The sequence below is a fragment of the Segatella copri genome (assembly GCF_051861805.1).
Lineage (GTDB): Bacteria > Bacteroidota > Bacteroidia > Bacteroidales > Bacteroidaceae > Prevotella > Prevotella copri_M.
On sequence record NZ_CP146520.1, the window covers coordinates 1,328,525 to 1,347,760 of the forward strand.

Annotated in this window: 12 protein-coding genes and 1 pseudogene; 3 read left to right on the forward strand and 10 right to left on the reverse strand. The window is 45.4% G+C overall.

Going from position 1 to position 19,236, the window contains the following annotated elements:
* Nucleotides 1–24: 24 nt before the first annotated feature.
* From V8Z93_RS05040 to hflX, 3 genes are read right to left on the reverse strand one after another with little or no spacing between them, the layout of a single operon-like run.
* Nucleotides 25–2,931, reverse strand: coding sequence for a M16 family metallopeptidase (locus V8Z93_RS05040; protein WP_439432580.1), 2,907 nt, complete (start codon nucleotides 2,929–2,931; stop codon nucleotides 25–27).
* Between the two features lie 41 nt (nucleotides 2,932–2,972).
* Nucleotides 2,973–4,829, reverse strand: coding sequence for a DUF4954 family protein (locus V8Z93_RS05045; protein WP_299330339.1), 1,857 nt, complete (start codon nucleotides 4,827–4,829; stop codon nucleotides 2,973–2,975).
* 25 nt (nucleotides 4,830–4,854) lie between these two features.
* The gene (gene hflX / locus V8Z93_RS05050; RefSeq protein WP_217764857.1) at nucleotides 4,855–6,102 is read right to left on the reverse strand and encodes a GTPase HflX; all 1,248 of its coding nucleotides are present in this window, start codon (nucleotides 6,100–6,102) and stop codon (nucleotides 4,855–4,857) included.
* Nucleotides 6,103–6,627: 525 nt separating this feature from the next.
* On the opposite strand from hflX, the gene V8Z93_RS05055 reads away from it, so the two are divergent.
* Entirely contained in the window at nucleotides 6,628–8,625 is a 1,998-nt protein-coding gene (locus V8Z93_RS05055) for a glycoside hydrolase family 97 N-terminal domain-containing protein (protein WP_439432581.1), read from the forward strand.
* A 242-nt stretch (nucleotides 8,626–8,867) separates the two neighbouring features.
* Here V8Z93_RS05055 and V8Z93_RS05060 read toward each other — a convergent pair whose 3' ends face one another.
* Nucleotides 8,868–10,313: an AAA family ATPase gene (locus tag V8Z93_RS05060; RefSeq protein WP_439432582.1), complete on the reverse strand. Its 1,446-nt coding sequence runs from the start codon at nucleotides 10,311–10,313 to the stop codon at nucleotides 8,868–8,870.
* A 119-nt stretch (nucleotides 10,314–10,432) separates the two neighbouring features.
* On the opposite strand from V8Z93_RS05060, the gene V8Z93_RS05065 reads away from it, so the two are divergent.
* On the forward strand, nucleotides 10,433–10,561 hold the full coding sequence (locus V8Z93_RS05065; protein WP_439432583.1) for a hypothetical protein: 129 nt from the start codon (nucleotides 10,433–10,435) through the stop codon (nucleotides 10,559–10,561).
* A 995-nt stretch (nucleotides 10,562–11,556) separates the two neighbouring features.
* On the opposite strand, the gene V8Z93_RS05070 is transcribed toward V8Z93_RS05065, so the two are convergent.
* From V8Z93_RS05070 to V8Z93_RS05085, 4 genes and pseudogenes are all read right to left on the reverse strand, one after another.
* The gene (locus V8Z93_RS05070) at nucleotides 11,557–11,961 is read right to left on the reverse strand and encodes a DUF5053 domain-containing protein (protein ID WP_439432584.1); all 405 of its coding nucleotides are present in this window, start codon (nucleotides 11,959–11,961) and stop codon (nucleotides 11,557–11,559) included.
* A gap of 45 nt (nucleotides 11,962–12,006) precedes the next feature.
* Nucleotides 12,007–12,159 carry a hypothetical protein gene (locus V8Z93_RS05075; RefSeq protein WP_334675017.1) on the reverse strand — a complete coding sequence of 51 codons (153 nt, stop codon included), beginning with the start codon at nucleotides 12,157–12,159 and terminating at the stop codon, nucleotides 12,007–12,009.
* A 396-nt stretch (nucleotides 12,160–12,555) separates the two neighbouring features.
* Nucleotides 12,556–13,821, reverse strand: a complete 1,266-nt coding sequence (locus V8Z93_RS05080; RefSeq protein WP_439431386.1) for an IS4 family transposase — start codon at nucleotides 13,819–13,821, stop codon at nucleotides 12,556–12,558.
* A 305-nt stretch (nucleotides 13,822–14,126) separates the two neighbouring features.
* Nucleotides 14,127–14,288, reverse strand: a pseudogene (locus tag V8Z93_RS05085) (PDDEXK nuclease domain-containing protein); the annotation flags it as partial.
* 262 nt (nucleotides 14,289–14,550) lie between these two features.
* Between V8Z93_RS05085 and V8Z93_RS05090 the strand changes: the two are divergent.
* Nucleotides 14,551–14,898, forward strand: coding sequence for a hypothetical protein (locus V8Z93_RS05090; protein WP_439432585.1), 348 nt, complete (start codon nucleotides 14,551–14,553; stop codon nucleotides 14,896–14,898).
* Nucleotides 14,899–15,074: 176 nt separating this feature from the next.
* Here the strand turns inward: V8Z93_RS05090 and V8Z93_RS05095 are convergent, their stop codons facing one another.
* Both V8Z93_RS05095 and clpB read right to left on the reverse strand, forming a co-directional pair.
* Complete coding sequence (locus V8Z93_RS05095) at nucleotides 15,075–16,277, reverse strand: hypothetical protein (RefSeq protein ID WP_203040910.1); 1,203 nt, start codon at nucleotides 16,275–16,277, stop codon at nucleotides 15,075–15,077.
* A 285-nt stretch (nucleotides 16,278–16,562) separates the two neighbouring features.
* Nucleotides 16,563–19,079 (reverse strand): ATP-dependent chaperone ClpB, encoded by a 2,517-nt coding sequence (gene clpB / locus V8Z93_RS05100; RefSeq protein WP_153091157.1) that lies wholly within the window; start codon nucleotides 19,077–19,079, stop codon nucleotides 16,563–16,565.
* Nucleotides 19,080–19,236: the final 157 nt, after the last annotated feature.

Below are 19,236 nucleotides of genomic sequence, written 5' to 3' on the forward strand. Positions count from 1 at the left end.
TATTCAATATATTCTTTTTCCTATTTAATATCCGAAGATTTCCTCCTGAGAGAGACGCTTGATTGGCGCAATCTTCTCCAGGCTCTTCATATCGAGATTCTTCTCGTCACCAAGAATGATGATGCGATGAGGCTTGCCCACGATGTTCTGCTTCTCGAAGTTGGTCACATCCTGCAGGGTGAGCGATGGTATCTGCTCGTAGTAGAGCTTGGTGGCATCATAGTCGATACCCATCAGCTTGGCGTTGAGGTAGGCATTGATAACGCCATTCTTCGTTACGCGGCGGCTCTGGATTGACTTCATCAGACTCTGCTTGGCGAGGTTGAATGATGCCTCGTTCTGTGGCAGGTTGTTGGTGATTTCATCAAACACGTGGATGCAGTCCATCATCTTGTCAGTCTGCGAAATGATGTGCTTCACGAAGTAATCCTTCTCGTCCTTGCGGGTTGGAGTAAGGTATGAAGCCCATGCATTGTAAGCCAGACCACGGGTTTCGCGGAGCTCCTGGAAGACGATGGCATTCATGCCGCCACCGAAATACTCGTTGAAGAGAGAAACCAGTGCCTCGTCGTTCACGCTGCTCTTCTTGCCTTCGTTCTGGTAATAGCGCAGATAGATGTTCTTTGCCTCGTATGGAGCAATGTAAATCTCGTTCTGCTTGATTTCTTCCATCTTATACTCCTTGCCTTCTGGCACGGCGGCGAGCTTCTTGGCTGTCTTGTGCTCCTTGGCAAGCATGGCGTTCAACTGCTTCTCGCTGTATGGACCGTAGTAGGTTACGGTGTGCTCCATGTTGTTCAGTCCGCCCAGCAGGTTCACGAGTTCCTGTGGATCCATCTTGCGCAGGTCGGCTGTCTTGATGGCATTGCGGGTTGGGTTGTAAGCACCGTATGTGCTGTAAGCCCAGAGATAGCTGAAGTTCGACTTCTGGTTGGCCTTGGCATCGGTCTGCATCTTCTCGATGAGGTCGATAAACTGGTTCCAGGAATTCTTGTCGGCCTTGGCATGGTGCAGGATTTCCTCCATCAGGTTGAGGGCAGCAGGAAGATTCTCGTTCAGACCGTTCAGATTAATCTGCAGGGTCTTGGAACCCTGTATGATGCTGTAGTTGCAAGCCAGCTTGTAGAATGCCTGCTTGATGGCTGATACACTCTTCTTGTCGGTGCCGATATAGTTGAGATACTGCGCTGCATAGCTGTAGCGGATGTCGTCTTCATCACCAAACTCATAGCGGAAGGTGAGGTTGAAGAGGTCGTCCTGGGTGTTCTGCTTGTAGATGAGCGGCAGCTTCTTGCTGGTCTTGGTCACTGTGAGATCTTTCTTAAAGTCGAGGAACTGAGGCTGGATGTCTGGAACCTTGGCATTCTTGATTTCCTTCACGAAGTCACTCTCATACTCGCGGTTGGCTGGGATAGGAGTGATGGCTGGCTTCTCTATCTTCTTTAGGGTAGTATCTTCGCCCATTCTCTTGTAAACGCAGACGAAGTTGTCGTCGCGCAGATACTTCTTGGCGAAGTCAACGATATCCTGCTTGGTCAGCTTGCTCTGTCGGTCGAGCTTGCTGGCTACATCTTCCCATTTCTGGTCGTTGATGAAGGCATCCACCATGATGTTGGTACGCTCCTCGTTGTCGTCCAGACCCTTGTAGTAGTTCAGCTTTTTGTTGGCGATGACCGATGGCAGCAGGTCGTTGTCGAACTCGCCACGGCGTAGCTTTGCCATCTCGTCGAGGAGCAGGGCACGAGCCTCTTCCAGCTTCTGGTCCTTGTTAGGAGTACCGGCTACGATGAAGGCTGAGTAATCGTGCAGACCATAGGTAAAGGCGCTGGCTGCAGCTATCTTCATCTGCTGCTCTAAATCTACCTCCATCAATCCTGCCTTTCCGTTGGTCAGCATTTCGCTGATTACGTCGAGCACATCGTTTTCCTTGTCGTTGGCTCCCTTGAACTTCCAGGCAAGCATCACGTTTTCTGCATCCTTGCCCACCACGGCTGTATCCTTCACGGCTGTAAGGTCTGGCTGTGCGCTGAACTCAGGACGTGAGAGGTTGTCGCTCTTCTTCCATGTACCGAAGTATTTGTCGATGATGGCGATGGTCTGGTCTGGGTCGAAATCGCCCGCCATGCAGATGGCCACATTGTTTGGCACATAGTAGCGGTGGAAATAGTTCTGGATATTGATGATGCTAGGATTCTTCAGATGCTCCTGCTCGCCGATGGTGGTCTGGGTGCCGTAAGGGTGGGTAGGAGTAAGAAGCTTCCAGAGGGCAGCAAACTCCTTGGTGTTGTCGCTTGCCATCGAGATGTTCTTCTCCTCATACACAGCCTCCAGCTCGGTGTGGAAACCGCGGATTACCATGTTCTGGAATCGGTCACTCTGCACCTTTGCCCAGTTTTCAATTTCATTGTTCGGGATGTTTTCCACATAGCAGGTCACATCGTTGGAAGTATAGGCATTGGTGCCCTGGCTTCCGATGCTCGCCATCAGTTTGTCGTACTCGTTAGGGATATTGTATTTGGCAGCAAGCTGCGAGATGGAGTCTATCTCGTGGTAAGCCTGCTTGCGCTGGGCAGGATCGGTGAGCTTGCGGTAGCTCTCATATCGGCGGGTAATCTCGTCGAGATATGGCTTCTCCTTGGCGTGGTCGATGGTGCCGAATTTCTGGGTACCCTTAAACATCAGGTGCTCCAGATAGTGGGCTAGACCCGTGGTTTCGGCAGGATCGTTTCTTGAACCGGTCTTCACGGCGATATTAGCCTGCAAACGTGGCTTCTCCTTGTTCACCGACATATACACCTTTAGTCCGTTGTCGAGGGTATAGATGCGGGTTTTCATGGCATCACCTGCTACGGTGGTGTAATGATAGTCCTTGGCTGTGGCGTTGAGGCTTCCCATCAGGATAGCCGCCATCAATACATGTTTTAAAGTCATTTTTAATGATGAACTGTAAACTATAAATTATTAATTATCAATTAATTCTCGTAATCCACTTCCTGGTTGAGGCTGTTCACGAAGTTTCTGAATACCTCTTCCTCTACATCGCCCATGGCGTATTCCTTCTCGGCATCCTTCTTGATTTCTGCAATCCAGGAACGGCGTGCCTTGATGTAGTCTTCGTGGATGCGGTTGGCATCTTCCAGTGTGATTTCGCTGATGCCGTAATAGTCGCACACCATCTTGTAGGTCCATGCCCATTGATACTGGCGATAGTTGGCATCGATTTCCTCAAATCGCTCGATGAGCTGCTGGATGCTGTCGATGGTGCCATCCTGCAGGTCGTTTACGATGCGCTCTTCCTCGCTCACTGGCAGCAGGAGTCCTGAAAGGTCGTCCCAGTCGCCGATGCCGGTCTGGGTGGCTGGAGGGGTGATGGAAGGGTCGCGCTTGAGCACTCTCTTCAATACGGCTCCCATGTAGATGCGCAGGGCGATGTCGTAGTACTTGATGCCCTTGTGCAGCGATGAGGCTGGGATGATGTACTCATGATAGAGATACTGCGACACATTGTCGCCCGTCACCTCGCGCAGACTTTCCAGAATCTTCTTTCCCTTCAGGATCTCGCCCACGGAGAAAGGAGAGAGCCAGTCGAAGTTCACGATGCTCTTGCGGTTTTCCTGTGCACGGAGGTCACGCTTAGGCCATTTCTTGATGTCACGGTACAGACCCACGGTGGTGATGTTTCTGCCTGGAATGAGGAACATCTTGTCGCCATCGGCTATCAGATAGGCAAATGGCAGGTTGCGGGTGTTAGGGTGGTGCATCAGCTTGCCGAAGCATACCGAGAACGAACCCAGGGTGGCTGGCATCAAGAGGTAGGCGCCACTGGCGGTCTTAGAACCGCGCTCCAGGATGCCCCAGTGCATAGGACCCATCTTGTAGGCATGGTTGCTGAAGTTGGTGGCTGAACCGGCGTTGTAGAATGAGAACATGCCGCCGATGAGCAGACTGCTCTTATGATGCGATGCGGTGAATGGACCACAGAAGGCGGCACAAGCCTCGCCGTTGCTCATGTAGCTGTTGGCGAAGAAGATAGAGGTGGATGCCGTAAAACCATTGCTCAGCTGGCAAGCCTCGCCCACGTAGCAATCCTGTATCTTCACGCTGTTGATAACCGAAGCGCCCTCGGCGATGATTGAGTTCTCGGCAATGACGCCGGTGCCTACATATACGTTGCCATGGGCAGAACCGAGCAGCGTACAGTCGCTGAGACGTGCTGCACCGTTCACTTCGCAGAAGTCGTTGATGATGCAGTTGGTTATCTCCTTGGTATTGACAATCTTCACGTTGTTGCCTATCTGACCTCTTTCCGGCATCTTGTTGTCGATATCGGTCTTGATGAGCTGGCGAATCTTCTCCTTCAGATCCTTGTCAGAGAAATGCTTCACCATGAAGGCAGCAAGCTGACTGTTCAGGTCGCTGAACAGAATCACGTTGCCTTCGCCCACCTCGTTGAGCACGCTCACTAGGTTTCCCTCGCCATAGGTGGCACCCTCGGTGGTCTCCATGGTCGAGATGTTCGAGATGTAGCAGTCGTCACCGATGGTATAGTTGTTGATGAAGTTGCCCACGTTTTCGATGAGGCAATCATCTCCGATGGTCACGTTGCGAAGGGTGGCATTGTTGATGCCAGCATGCTTCACGAATCCTTGGCTCACCTCCACATTTTTGTTGAAGGCACCGATATTTACCTCGCCATAGAGCATCACTCGGTGCATGAAGTTTGGCTTGAAATCTTCTGCAACATTAACGGATGTCCAGTCTTCTGCCCAACAGTCGTTGCTCTTGAGCACCTCGATTTCCTCGGAGGTCAGAGGTCTGTAGTCATTCATTGTTGATACGTTTTTGGGTGAATGTTTATTCGTAATCCTGGTACAGGAAGTCGTTGTATGGGTACTTCTGTACGTGGAGCTCTCTTACTTTCTTGTATAGCACTTCGCGGAACTCGTCGATGTTCTCCTTGTTCTTTGCCGAGATGAAGAGACAGTCGTCGTTGAGTTTCGCCATCCATGTCTTCTTCAGGTCTTCCAGCGGGATGTTTTCCTTTTCCATCGGGGTCAGGTCGTCCTCTTCCTTCTCCACCCATGAGTAGTTATCTATCTTGTTGAAGATAATCATCGATGGCTTGTCGGCGCATTCCAGTTCCTCCAATGTCTTCTCTACCACCTGAATCTGTTCCTCGAAGTCGGGGTGCGAGATGTCAACCACGTGCAGCAGCAGGTCTGCCTCTCGGGTCTCATCCAGTGTACTCTTGAAGGAATCCACCAGGTCGGTAGGCAATTTGCGGATGAATCCCACGGTGTCGGCAAGGAGGAATGGCAGGTTGTCTACCACCACCTTTCTCACGGTGGTATCGAGTGTGGCAAAGAGCTTGTTCTCTGCAAACACCTCGCTCTTGCTGAGCAGGTTCATGATGGTGGATTTTCCCACGTTGGTATATCCCACCAGCGCCACACGGATCATTCTTCCGCGGTTCTTTCGCTGGGTAGTCTTCTGCTTGTCGATTTCGGCGAGTCGTTCCTTGAGCAGACTCATTCTGCCGAGGATGATACGGCGGTCCATCTCAAGCTGGGTCTCACCTGGTCCACGCAAACCTACGGAACCCTTTCCGCCACCGGAGCCGGAACCACCACCCTGACGTTCCAGGTGGGTCCAGAGTCGCTGCAGGCGTGGAAGCATGTAGCGATACTGTGCCAACTCTACCTGGGTCTTGGCAGCTGCGGTCTGGGCACGCATGGCGAAAATATCGAGAATCAGGGAAGTACGGTCGAGAATCTTCACCTGCAGTTCCTGCTCGATGTTTCTGATCTGCTTGGCCGAAAGTTCATCGTCAAAGATGACCATACCGATTTCTCTGTCTTCCTCTTCCTCGTCCTTGATATATTGTCTGATTTCCTCCAGCTTACCCTTTCCCACGTAGGTGGTCTGGTTAGGAGCCACCACCTTCTGCGTGAATCGCTTCACGGTGACGGCACCTGCGGTATCGGCAAGAAACTCCAACTCGTCGAGATATTCCTTGGTCTTGGCCTCGTCCTGTGTCTTGGTGATAAGACCCACGAGCACAGCGGTTTCCGCCTTGACCTCTGATATAACAAATTCTTTCATTCTTTCAATTCAATATTTACTAAGTTGCAAAGGTAATAAAAAAACTCTATCCTATATATAAATAAGGTGTAAAATTATGTTTTTTTTATGTTTTCTGGGTCACCAATGCCTGTTTCAAGTGTAGATAATGCAGGTAAAGATTGCTGGGATTTCCTGTTTTTGAGCGTCAAAACTTGCAAACGTTTACGTTATTTTTTGAATGAAAAGTATTATTTTATTTGATTTATATCAATATTTGTCGTACTTTTGCAAGCGGAATTAGAAAACTGATTTTCAAAACGCAAATCATAACTACATAAAAAACACAAACTGCTGAAACATTCAAAAACTTCAAAAGCCTCGACGGGAGTCGGGGCTTTTAAGTTGATGGACTTTTTTTCTGGACACATTTCCCCTGATTTTGTACCTTTTTGCGCTCATTTCCCGGATTTTGCTTATATTTTAACGAATAATACCCCTTTTATTCCGCAAAAAACATTAATTTTGCAGTGTATAATGAACAACCTATATAAATAAACAAATAAAATGAAGCAAAAAAGTTTTTTGAGTGGTATTTTGTTGCTCTGTGCTGTCTGCGCCCAGGCAAACAACTATACTGTGACTTCTCCTGATGGCAAACTCGCCGTGAATGTGGAGTGCAAGGAAGGTAAGGCTTTCTATACAGTGGATTACAATGGAAAGCAGATGCTCGGCGCTTCGGCTCTGGGATTGGTGGCTAACTATGGCGACTTCTCGCAGAACCTGAAGATGGGTGCCCTCAAGAGTGAGAAGAAGCATCTGGCTTACAAGATGACCCGTATCAAGAAAGAGAAAATCGAGAAAGATGCCAATGAGGCTACTATCGGATTCATCAATAGCAAGAAGGATTCCATGACCCTCCGTCTGCATGTTTCCAACAACGACATCGCCTACAAGTATGAGATGATTCGTCCTAAGAAGGACAATCCTAAGTCGGTGATTATCTATAATGAGGTGAGCGGTTTCAACTTCCCTGAGAAGACCACCACTTTCCTCTGTCCTCAGATTACTCCGATGACGGGTTGGGAGCGCACCAAGCCTTCTTACGAGGAGGAATATACTCCGGATGCTCCGATGAACGTGAAGTCGCAGTTTGGTGTGGGCTATACCTTCCCTTGCCTCTTCAAGGTAGGCAACGATGGTTGGGTACTGGTCAGCGAGACGGGTGTTTCAAGCGCTTATCCTGGTTGTCGTCTTTCAGATTACGAGCCAGGCAAGGGCTATACTGTGGCTTTCCCTCAGAAGGGCGAGAACAATGGCATCGGTTCTGAATTTGCCGGCATCCCATTGCCGGGCGAAACTCCTTGGCGCACCATCACCGTGGGGTCTTCGCTGGCTCCTATCGTAGAGACCACCATTCCTTATGATGTGGTTGAACCATTGTACGAGGCGAGTCAGACTTACAAGCCATCGCGCTATACCTGGAGCTGGCTCATCTGGCAGGACAATTCCATTAACTATGACGACCAGGTGAAGATGGTGGATGTAGCTGCCGTCCAGGGTTACGAAGCCATCTTGGTGGATAACTGGTGGGACAAGCAGATTGGCAGAAAGCGCATCGAAGAGTTGAGCAAGTATGCCAAGAGCAAGAAGGTAAGCCTGATGCTCTGGTATAATTCCAATGGTTTCGAGAATGATGCCCCTCAGACTCCGCGTCAGATTATGAACAATTCCATCGCCCGCAAGAAGGAGATGGCTTGGATGAAGAAGATTGGCGTGGTAGGCATCAAGGTGGATTTCTTCGGTGGCGACAAGCTGGAGACGATGAAGCTCTATGAGGATATCCTCAGCGATGCCAACGATTATGGCTTGGAGGTAATCTTCCATGGTTGCACCATGCCACGTGGCTGGGAGCGTATGTATCCTAATTATGTATCCAGCGAGGCAGCCCTGGCTTCTGAGAACGTATTTTTCACGGATTATCATGCCAAGAAGGAGGCTTTCGAGATGACGATGCATCCATTCTCAAGAAATGCCGTAGCTAGTTTCGACTGGGGTGGCGTGATGATGAACAAGTATTTGTCTAAGGATAACAAGAGTCGCCATCAGCGTTATACCAGCGATGTGTTCGAGATGGCTACTGCCATCACCAACCAGAGTAGCGTAAACTGCATCTGTCTCTATCCTAACAATTTGCAGGATGTACCACAGTGGGAGTTGGATTGGCTCAAGAATGTACCAACGGCATGGGAGGATACCAAGTTTATTGCCGGTTATCCTACCAAGTATGCGGTGGTGGCTCGCAAGTCGAGCGTAGAGAACGGTTCCGGTGCAGCACTTACAGCCGGCAGATGGTTTGTGGGCGGTTTGAATGCCACCGATAAGCCTCTGGCTCTAACCTTGGATTTGCCGATGTTTGCGGGTAAGACCGTTACTTATATCACTGATCAGCCAAAGAAGAAGGGCGAGAAGTTCTTTACTTCTGTCAAGAAAACTTTGAAGGTTGGAAAGAATGGTAAGGCAAAGGTGGTAATTCAGCCTAATGGCGGTATCATCATCGAATAATCTTCATGTTTTATAGGCATAAGATTCGTGTTCGTGAAAATTTTATAGGCATCGATTGCTTACGTAAAAAAGTTTTTTTTCTCGAAAAAAGTATCAAAGTCTCATTTATGTTTGAAAAATGGGGTGTAAATACTTGATATATAAGATGATAACGAAAATGAGACTTCTCGGATTTTGAGCCGAGAAGTCTCATTGAAGTCTCATTGAAGTCTCATAAAACTTTCTGCATCATCAGAATGTACTTATATTTTCTCTCCGAATAAATCGTCCAATCCCACTTCGCTCTGAATCATGCCTTCCTGGGCATTCTTCTTTAATCCTGCAGCTGTAACGAAAGTTAGATGCAGTGCCTTGCTGGTATTTGAAGCTTGGCGGAAGATTTCTCTTCTGTCCAGCAGTTTTTGCAGGTAAGCAGGGGTGATGTCGTATGCCTTGAGAGAATACTTCATCTCGCAGAGATTGATAATCTGGTCTCTACGGTCTAATATAAGGTCAATCTGTGCACCTTCAATTCCTTTTTCCTTGTTGGCTTTCTGCTGCCAGGAATATACATTCGTCTGTACTCCCAGAATGCCTAGTTTTTTCTTAATCTGTGAGATATGGTGAAGGCAAAGCTGTTCGAAGGCATAGCCGCTCCAGGCACGATGGGACGGAGAGTCTATCATATTGCTCCAGAGATGTTCGTCGGTCTCCTCTTTACCTTTTATGTAATGTAAATAGAATAAAGTGTAGAGGTCGGTCAACTGATACATAGCACCATTCGACTTGTTTCCGAATGAGTTGTATTTTCTGATGAAGTCGCAGCTGATGAGATCATTAAATGCTTCTGTCAGTTTTCCGCCCGATGTGAGATGTAACGCCTTCATCACATCTTCTCTCGTCATACCCATCTTTTTCTTGGCAAGAAGTTCCACAATTCTTCGGTAAAGTATTGAATCCTTGAAGAGTGAACGGAACAGGAACTCGTATTCATTGGATAGTTCTGCGCCTTCTGCGAAAAAAAGCATGTCAATATTTTGAGGCAAGCTATATTGCTTGTCTATCATGTTGAGGTAAAACGGTGTACCTCCCATAATCATGTAGCATTCTGCTATCTGATGGCGGGTCCATACGATACCTTTTGATTGTAAGAAAAGTTCAGTCTCGTTAAGGTCGAAAGGGGCGAGGTAAATCTTTCTGGTTACCCGATTATGCAAGCCGCCTTTGTCGCCCAGAAGTTTGTTGGTCATCCAGGTAGTAGCTGAACCGCAGACGATGAACTTGATATTAGGCTGGTCTGAAGCCCATCCGTTCCAAAACAAATCTAAGGCACGGATGAAATTAGACTTCGGTGTATCCAGCCATGGCAGTTCGTCAATGAAGATGATGATTTGCTCTCTTTCTTCCAATAGGGTAGAGAGGTAGGCACGCAGTTGAGAGAATGCCTCGAACCAGGTTTTAGGTCTTGCCTGTTTCTGTCCGGAATACAATGCCAACTGCTCGCTGAAGTAAGCGAGCATCTCGTTCTTGGAGCATTGGTACACCTCCGTCATGTAGAAACTAAACTTCTCGCCCAAGAGTTGTTTGACGAGATATGTTTTGCCGATTCGTCTTCTGCCATAGATGGCGATGAATTCGGGCTTGTTGGAATTGAGGCAATTCTCTATCAGCTCAATTTCCCGTTTTCTTCCAATGATATTTTGCTGCATATCTTCTTTAATTTTGATTTTTTGCAAAGATAATGCAAACGAGCGCAATGAAAGCTTGCTTTCAGATTGCCGAGTGCAGCTTATCTTATGCAAAGATAATGCTAAATCGTGAAAAAACGATGGAAAATTGGGAAAAAGTGCCGATAGTGGTGCCAAAAGTTGCTTTTTTAGGCACTTTTGGCACCGCTATCGGCACTTTTTGCTGTGTTTTTGCTGTGCGTAGATGTTCTATGGTTATGTCAATATAATCAGGATAAGTCACGGTAATGTGTCTACTTTTTCAGTTCATCAGTTGGTCTCTTTATGCCCTCCGGTTGGTCTGCTTGTGCCCGTTACACGGGCATCCGCAGCCCACCACGTGGGCATCGGCAGACCGTGTGCTGGGCAGCTATTGCCCATAGCGTGGGCAACGAGTGCCCAAATATAGGACTTGTTTTTGGGCAATATTCTTTAGGTTCTTTGCGATGTTTAAACTATCTTTTTGCAATGTTTAAACTGTCTTTTCTTAATGTTTCAATTGTCTTTTCTCGTGCATAGTGCTGTTTTTAATGATACTTCTATAGCATTTAATGATACTTCCATGATATTTTTTTTTGCTTTTTACGAGAAGTCTCATTGATTGTAAATATCAATATATCAGTAATATAATATGGATTTTCCAGCGAAAAATGAGACTATGATACTTTTTTGTGGAAAAAACTTTTATGCGTGCGTAATCGGATAGATGCTATTTCTTTGTTTGTATCCTAACCAGGAGGTGAAGATTAGTATGGAGAAGCTTCTTGCTGTGATTTATGATAGCACTCAGCGTACTGTCAGCGAGTGGATTATTAAGGAAGGGTGAATTTGTCGGAGAGTCGTACCGAGTAATGTGACCATGAAAGGGTAAACTTTGGGTCAATGGTGTTGTTAGTGGTTATTAATGGTGAGGATTTGAGTAAGACTCCATTCTGACATGTTACTATAAGAAGTAGGATTCCTTAAAAAAGGAAATCCTACTTTATAGAGCAACATGCCTAAAATAATCTTTCAACCACTTATGATTTCAAATCCGCCGGGATACCTGGTGGGTTTAAAATCCGCTTGGAACGCATCCTTTTGTAAGGGGCTTCATAAAATGAAGGTCACCAACTTTCGCTTTATGCATTGTGTTAGCTCTTGGGATGCTATCGGCTCGTATATTACCATGTTTTATCTTTCTGTTGTTAATAATAAGCCTATATAGTGTTGTTAATACATAAGCCTATATAGTAAGGCTAAGCGCTCCAAATTTCTTCGACATATCCTGCAAGGCTGTTCTGAGGATTGCAAGCTCGTCAGGAGAGAATTGGGAGGTCTTTCCGTTAACGATGTTGCCGTTCATCTTTTGTGCTAGCCAAGAGCGCGATTTTCCAAAGTAAGCCTTGGCGATGTAAGCCATGGAAACCATATCTTTGATTTCGCCCAACTTCTCAGCCATAGTCAGTTCCTTTACCTTTTGCTCAGTATTCTTAGCCATATATCCAACAGCCACGGCAAAAGCCTTAGGGTCAATACTTTTGAGAATATTCATCTGACGACGAACCTCATCTTTCTCCTCTTCTGTTTGGGCTGTTCTGTTTTGTATAGCTAGAGCTTTCACCTTATCAATCATCTCTGTATATTCCATAATCTTATTTTTTAAGTTTTAAAGGAATGAGATCCGCATGAGACCTTATTTCTTTTTGTTCTTTATTTTATTCTCTAACTCTTCGATTTCTTTTTCTGCTACCCTCTTGAAGGTATCGGGAAACTCTTGCCAATACTCTAGGTAGAAAAGCAAATCGTCTTCATTTTCCTTGAGTTCCTTAGATTTCCGTCTTGCCATACGCTTTATTTCACTATCATGGTGCAAAGATAATAAACTTTTGTTGAATGCCAAGGTGTTTCTATGTTATTTTAAACATTTGTGTATTATTTAACATTTGATTAACAGAGAATTACCATTTTACCTGGTGATCTTCATCAGAATAAACATCTGTTGTTGCATCCGCTAGGCGTCCCGGCGGATTTGCAATCCGCCGTCAAAAAATGTTCGACCTATTAAAACCGGGGGATTTGCAATCCCCCAACAGCAACTAAAGGAAAAACATACTCCTTTGCTGCGGATTCCAAATCCGCAGAGCCTTAATAGGTTAGGACATTTTTTAACACCGGATTTCAAATCATAAGTGGTTGAAAGATTATTTTAGGCATGTTGCTCTATAAAGTAGGATTTCCTTTTTTAAGGAATCCTACTTCTTATAGTAACATGCCTGAATGGAGTCTTACTCAAATCCCCACCATTAATAACCACTAACAACGCCCCAACCCATTCTTGCATTTCAAGGTAAAAGTTAAATTTCGCAATAGAAAAACCGAGCTCATTTTCCTTTTTGTATATCATAACCAGCATAGAGGTAATAATAGTCATGTAGAGAATGACTTTTATGCCATTCTCATTAGTAGACAGAAAATGAGAAAAATTCAAATTCTGCTTTAAAAACTTAAAGTAAACCTCTATGTCCCAGCGCTTTTTGTAACAGAACGCAATTTCTTGTGGAGTCATATCAAAGTCGTTAGTTATAAAAAACACTTCATTTTCTACACGCTTTACCTTACCCTTATTATTTGGACGAGTAGTATCACGAGGCGTTTTGAATTTAGCCTTTATCACTCTATACTTTGTATTTGAAAAATCTTTTTTTTCTCTGTCATATAGGAACACAACAAGGTCATCCACCAACTCCAATTTTCCTAAATCAGTGTTGGTGTTTTCTGTCATAAGGCTTTCTATAACCTGCATTTTGCGGTTAGTTTTAATTCGTCCTACAAACTTAGCCTTTGCATCTTCTACCAATTCATAATTCTTAAGAGCACAGAATCCCCTGTCAAGAACGTATAGATTGTTATGTTCTGGGTCATACTTAATCAGTTCTTGCACAACAGCCGGCATAGCTATGTCTTCGCTAAGATATTCTGGTTTAGAAAATACTTCAGCAAGTTTAGCAGAAAAGCCATCATAAGCTACTGTATACTTTATTTGTTTGCGTTCTGTTTTATTTGATGCTTTTTTACCAACAGTAAATCCTTTCTTCAGCTTGTTACAGGTTTCTGCCACCATGGAACTATCTATGCGAACTATGTTTTTGGCCTGCAATTCTTTTTCTGTATATAGCTGAGACAGACGGTTATATAATAAATCAAAAGCCTTCTCAAAGAAGTCGAGATTTACATTAGCCAAACGGGTAGATATGGATCCGTGTGTTACGGTAGCATCCAATGCTACATTGAACAAAGTTTTATACGTAGGATTATTGAAGATTGACTCAAGTCTTCTTTGACTAACATGGTCGGCAGATAAGAAGGCAAAGACAAGAAGGTAGAAAAGGCGCTCACCGGTTAATACCTTGGCGCAATAATCCACCTTCGTGTCTTTTGCTATTTTTGCGATTTCTTCATCTGGAATCATTCTAAGAATATCCCATGCATGTACCTTTATTTTGCTCATATTTGCTATTTTCTATTGTTTTTATCTACCTACAAAGGTACAAAAAATAATTGAAATACGCAAATAAATAACTGATTATTAAGTGGTTATAGATGTTAAAAAATCTATTAACCACTTATGATTTCAAATCCGGCGGGATGCCTAGCGGACTTGCGTTCTTTGAGATTTGCTATTCGCATTAATATTTGGTAATGATTCCACGAAAGGGTAAACTTTGGAATTTCATATGCATTGCACACGATTTCTTCTTTTGTAGATTATCTATGTCTATGCTTTGTTTTGCAGCTGTCCGCTAGGCGTCCCGGTCTTTGAAGTTCTTTATGGCTTAATCTTTCTTTGTGTGCATAAAGTATATAAAAGAGACGTTCATCAAAACTTCTACATCTGCCCAATATGTAATAATGATTTGATAATGTGGTCAGAAAAAGAATCTTTGGGAATTGTCCAGATGCCATCTGGACAATTTGTTTGTTCATTGTTGGTTTCATAATGTTAGGCGTCCCGGCGGATTTGCAATCCCCCAACAACAATAAAAGGAAAGGCACTCCTGTTGTTTCCAAACAAAAAAGATAATGATAATATTTCACTTGACCATTTATATGATTCACTATTTATACTTTTTTGTCTTTTATGGATGGTTTCTCAACTTTTTTGAGAAAACTCTTGTTGGTTTCAAAAGAAAATCGTAACTATTGCTGCTACAATAGAAACATTAATAACATTGGGATTATGAAGCAGGTAGAAGAAGCCGAGATCGCAAAATTTACTCCGCAGGAACAACGAGAGTATGAAGCCAGCAAAATGGCATATCGCGATATTAAAAATTCGATTGATACCGCCAAGAGAGAAGGAATGGAGAAGGGACTAGCTGAAGGAATGGAGAAGGGACTAGCTGAAGGAATGGAAAAGGGATTAGCTGAAGGAATGGAAAAGGGATTAGCTGAAGGCATGGAGAAAGGCATGAGTCAGCGTAGCCTCGAGATTGCTAGGACGATGCTGGCAAAAGGTATGGATGCTGCGACGGTGATGGAAATTACGGGATTGTCGGAGAGGCAGTTGAAACAGCTGAAAGAATAAGGGAAATTTAACCCAACTTGCTGCTGCTTATCATGTAACTGCTTGATTTCCAATATCCGTATTTTTAGAAGTCAGGTTTGGGTGTAGCATGGATTTGCCATCATCAAATAAGTTTACACCAAAAAGGAGGAAACGTTTTCATTTCCTCCTTTTTTATCACCTCTATATCTTTGATGCTATTTCTTTTTGTAGCGATTTACTTTTTTGTATCCTCTTCCGTAGCTTCTGCCAGAGAAACCTATCAGGTTGCCATTAAAATAGGAAATGGCTCCTTCCCTATGCATCTTGGTAATCATTGCACGGAAACTATCTTCATTTGTGGATGGTCTGAGTTCCTGGATATCAGAAAAGAGCTGATCTCTATCTATAGGAACTGAACACCCTGTGAGGACTATCTCTACGGCTTTTACAATGGACAATTTTGTGTTAGCCTCCATGTTTTCTGTAGAGAGTACTTGCTTTGGCTTATCTGCTATGCGCTCTTCCTTCTTGGCATGCTGTGAGAAAGAGTTCATATCAACGTTGAGCGTGAGCCCAAGTATGTCTAGGATGATGTTCTTCAGGACATTGACAAACTGTTCGCTGTCCTTTCCCATCAGGCAGGTTCCCTGTTTCCAATAGCGACTCTTGAAGGCAAGGTTTGCCAGTTCATCGATATCCTGTTGCGAAATCTCTTCTTTGTTTGAAAGGCGATTATTGGCAACATTGAGGAATGAAGCAAATGCGAATGTTGAAAACTGGCTTGGAATTAAAAATGTATATATTTGGCGGTCTTCACTGTTAGGGGAAGGATGCTTCAGGTTGAGCATACTCATTCCCTTGACAAGGGCAATGAGAAATACCATGCTTGCATAGGAGAGTGATGTCTGCTCATCCATGCAGATTCCCTTAAAATCAAGATTCTTCTCTGAGATAAAATTCATTGAGAACAAGCCGTAGCCCATCCATTGGGTGGAATGAAGAAGCGACATGAGCTTAGGATCCTCTGGCAATCCCAATCCCTGGTTCACACTGTCTACATAGCGGCGCATGGCTTCCACCTTGTCCCATCTGGTAGGGGTTTCCTCTGTGGATACGCTATTTCTGATACCAGCGATGATGCCCATTCTAATCACATCAGGAGAGGTTGATGTCTGCAAGAAGGATGTGAGCTTGGCAAATAAGTTAGGACTCCAGTCGTAGTTGTCAACTGGAGGATAATACATATCATTGTCATCCTGATATATATCATTGTCATTTTGATATATATTATTGTCATCTTGATACATGCCATTATTATCCTGATAGATGTCGTTATCTAACTGATATATGTCATTGTTATTTTGATAGATGTCATTATCTGACTGATATATGTCATTGTCTAAATTTTCTTGATACATTATATTTTGTTTTTATTATCTGAATTAACAGAGTTGTAAATTCATGTTTATTCTTTATGTAGGTTGCAAAAGTACGAAAAAAAAGCGAAAGTACCAAATTTTAAGGTAAGTATTTGGAATTCAAACTATTATTTTTATGCTAATTGTAATTTCTTTGGACGATTTTAGTGTTTTATATAACAAATAAATGGGTAATTCATTTGAAAGCATGCACGTATTCCTATAAAAAAGGTTCCTTCGGGGATGTTACTCCTTGAAGGAACCTTTCTTGTTTTTTTATATGAATTAGAGATTCTTGAACTCGATGCCGTTTGCCTCTGAGTAGTCGATGGTAATTGGCTTCTCGCGACTTACTTCCTCGGCAAGAATCTTCTTGCTCAAATCGTTCAGAACGTAATCCTGGATGGCACGCTTTACAGGGCGGGCACCAAACTCTGGGTCGTAACCTACCTCGGCAAGATAACCGATGGCGGCTGGAGTCCAGCGGAGATCGAAGCCCTGAGGCTCCAACATCTTCTTGGCTCTGTTCATCTGCAACTCAACAACCTTGGCAATCTGATCCTTGGTCAATGGCTGGAAGGTGATGATGTCGTCGATACGGTTCAGGAACTCAGGACGGAAGGTCTTCTTCAACATCTCACGGCTCGCATTGGAAGTCATGATGATGATGGTGTTCTTGAAGTTCACTACACGACCCTTGTTGTCGGTCAATCGGCCATCGTCCAATACCTGAAGCAGGGTGTTGAAGACATCTGGGTGAGCCTTCTCTATCTCATCGAAGAGAACCACACTGTATGGTTTGCGGCGAACAGCCTCGGTCAACTGACCACCCTCGTCGTATCCTACATACCCCGGAGGCGCTCCAATCAAACGGGTGACACTGAACTTTTCCTGATACTCACTCATATCAATTCTGGTCATCATCGACTCGTCGTTGAAGAGATACTCGGCAAGTGCCTTGGCAAGCTCGGTCTTACCTACACCGGTGGTACCGAGGAAGATGAAGCTGGCGATAGGACGCTTTGGATCCTGCAAACCGGCACGGCTGCGGCGTACGGCATCACTTACGGCAGTGATTGCCTCGTCCTGACCGATGACTCTCTTGTGGAGTTCCTCCTCCAGATGGAGCAGTTTCTCACGTTCGCTCTGCATCATTCGGCTCACTGGTATTCCGGTCCAGCGGCTTACTACCTCTGCAATGTCATCGGCAGTTACCTCTTCGCGAATCATGGCTTCTCCGCCCTGGGTGCTCTTCAGCTGCTCCTGAATCTTCTTGATATCCTCTTCAAGAGCTACCAACTTAGAGTAGCGAATTTCGGCTACACGCTCGTAATTGCCTTCACGCTCCATGCGCTCAGCCTCGAACTTGAGGTTCTCCATCTCCTGCTTGTCTTGCTGAATTTTGTTGACAAGAGCCTTTTCGCCTTCCCACTTTGCACGGAAGTCATGCTCCTTATCCTTCAACTCTGCAATCTCCTTGTCGAGCTGCTGAATCTTAGGCTGGTCGTTTTCACGCTTAATTGCTTCACGTTCAATCTCCAACTGCTTCAAGTGACGGGTGATTTCATCCAGTTCCTCTGGCACGGAGTCACGCTCCATACGAAGCTTTGCTGCGGCTTCATCCATCAGGTCGATGGCCTTATCAGGAAGGAATCTATCAGAAATATATCTCTCAGATAATTTGACAGCTGCTATGCAGGCGTCATCCTGAATACGAACCTTGTGGTGGTTCTCGTAACGCTCCTTGATACCACGAAGAATGCTGATGGCATCGACCTCGTCTGGTTCGTTGACCATCACAGTCTGGAATCGACGCTCTAGTGCCTTATCCTTCTCGAAGTACTTCTGATACTCGTTGAGGGTAGTGGCACCGATGGCTCTCAATTCACCACGAGCCAAGGCTGGCTTCAGGATGTTGGCTGCATCCATGGCACCTTCGCCACCGCCAGCACCTACCAGGGTATGAATCTCATCGATGAAGAGGATAATCTGGCCGTTGGCATTGGTTACCTCCTTGATGACGCTCTTCAGGCGCTCCTCGAACTCACCCTTGTATTTGGCACCGGCAACCAGTGCACCCATATCGAGTGAATAGAGCTGCTTGTTCTTCAGGTTCTCAGGCACGTCGCCACGAACGATACGCTCTGCAAGCCCTTCGACGATAGCGGTCTTACCTGTACCAGGCTCACCAATCAGAATAGGGTTGTTCTTGGTGCGGCGGGAGAGAATCTGAAGAACTCTTCGAATCTCTTCATCACGGCCAATCACCGGGTCGAGCTTGCCGCTGCGAGCCTGTTCTACCAGATTCTTGGCATATTTTTCAAGACTCTGATAGTTCTCGTCGGCACTCTGGCTCTTCACGTTCTGGCCCTGTCGCAAAGCCTGGATGGCTGCTGTGAGGTCCTTCTCGTTGGCACCCGCATCCTTGAGGATTCGGGCAGCGGTAGAGTTGCCTTTGAGGATAGCGAGGAGAATAGGCTCCACGCTGACGAATTCATCTCCCATCTTCTTGGCGATGTCCTCGGCATTGAGCAATATCTGGTTGGTATCGCCCGAGAGGTATGGCTGACCGGCACCCTGCACACGAGGCAGGTGCTGCATCTCCTGCTGCAGGAGCATGGCAATCTGGTTGCCGTTCATGCCCAGCTTCTGGAAGATATAGTTTGTTACATCAGGTGCTTTCTCGATGATACCACTGAGAAGATGCACCGGTTCGATGGTCTGCTGACCATTTCTCTGCGCTATGTTCACAGCGGCCTGCACCGCTTCCTGCGCCTTGATTGTAAATTTGTCGAATGTCATATCTTAATCTCCTTTCTATGATGTTATTATTTTCAATACTTAGTTTCGCTTCAGCCCTTGCAGGCTTTCAGCTTCGCCGATGGTAGGAGCGAATAGTGTGCCCATTGTCGGAGTTGAGGAGATTTTCTGACGTTTTGTCGGCTTTTTCGTAGAAAAG

Bases quoted from the DNA above. Each gene is read 5' to 3' on its own strand.
- V8Z93_RS05040 (WP_439432580.1), bottom strand. From the start codon at position 2,931: ATGACTTTAAAACATGTATTGATGGCGGCTATCCTGATGGGAAGCCTC.
- V8Z93_RS05045 (WP_299330339.1), bottom strand. From the start codon at position 4,829: ATGAATGACTACAGACCTCTGACCTCCGAGGAAATCGAGGTGCTCAAG.
- hflX (WP_217764857.1), bottom strand. From the start codon at position 6,102: ATGAAAGAATTTGTTATATCAGAGGTCAAGGCGGAAACCGCTGTGCTC.
- V8Z93_RS05055 (WP_439432581.1), top strand. From the start codon at position 6,628: ATGAAGCAAAAAAGTTTTTTGAGTGGTATTTTGTTGCTCTGTGCTGTC.
- V8Z93_RS05060 (WP_439432582.1), bottom strand. From the start codon at position 10,313: ATGCAGCAAAATATCATTGGAAGAAAACGGGAAATTGAGCTGATAGAG.
- V8Z93_RS05065 (WP_439432583.1), top strand. From the start codon at position 10,433: ATGGAAAATTGGGAAAAAGTGCCGATAGTGGTGCCAAAAGTTGCTTTT.
- V8Z93_RS05070 (WP_439432584.1), bottom strand. From the start codon at position 11,961: ATGGAATATACAGAGATGATTGATAAGGTGAAAGCTCTAGCTATACAA.
- V8Z93_RS05075 (WP_334675017.1), bottom strand. From the start codon at position 12,159: ATGGCAAGACGGAAATCTAAGGAACTCAAGGAAAATGAAGACGATTTG.
- V8Z93_RS05080 (WP_439431386.1), bottom strand. From the start codon at position 13,821: ATGAGCAAAATAAAGGTACATGCATGGGATATTCTTAGAATGATTCCA.
- V8Z93_RS05090 (WP_439432585.1), top strand. From the start codon at position 14,551: ATGAAGCAGGTAGAAGAAGCCGAGATCGCAAAATTTACTCCGCAGGAA.
- V8Z93_RS05095 (WP_203040910.1), bottom strand. From the start codon at position 16,277: ATGTATCAAGAAAATTTAGACAATGACATATATCAGTCAGATAATGAC.
- clpB (WP_153091157.1), bottom strand. From the start codon at position 19,079: ATGACATTCGACAAATTTACAATCAAGGCGCAGGAAGCGGTGCAGGCC.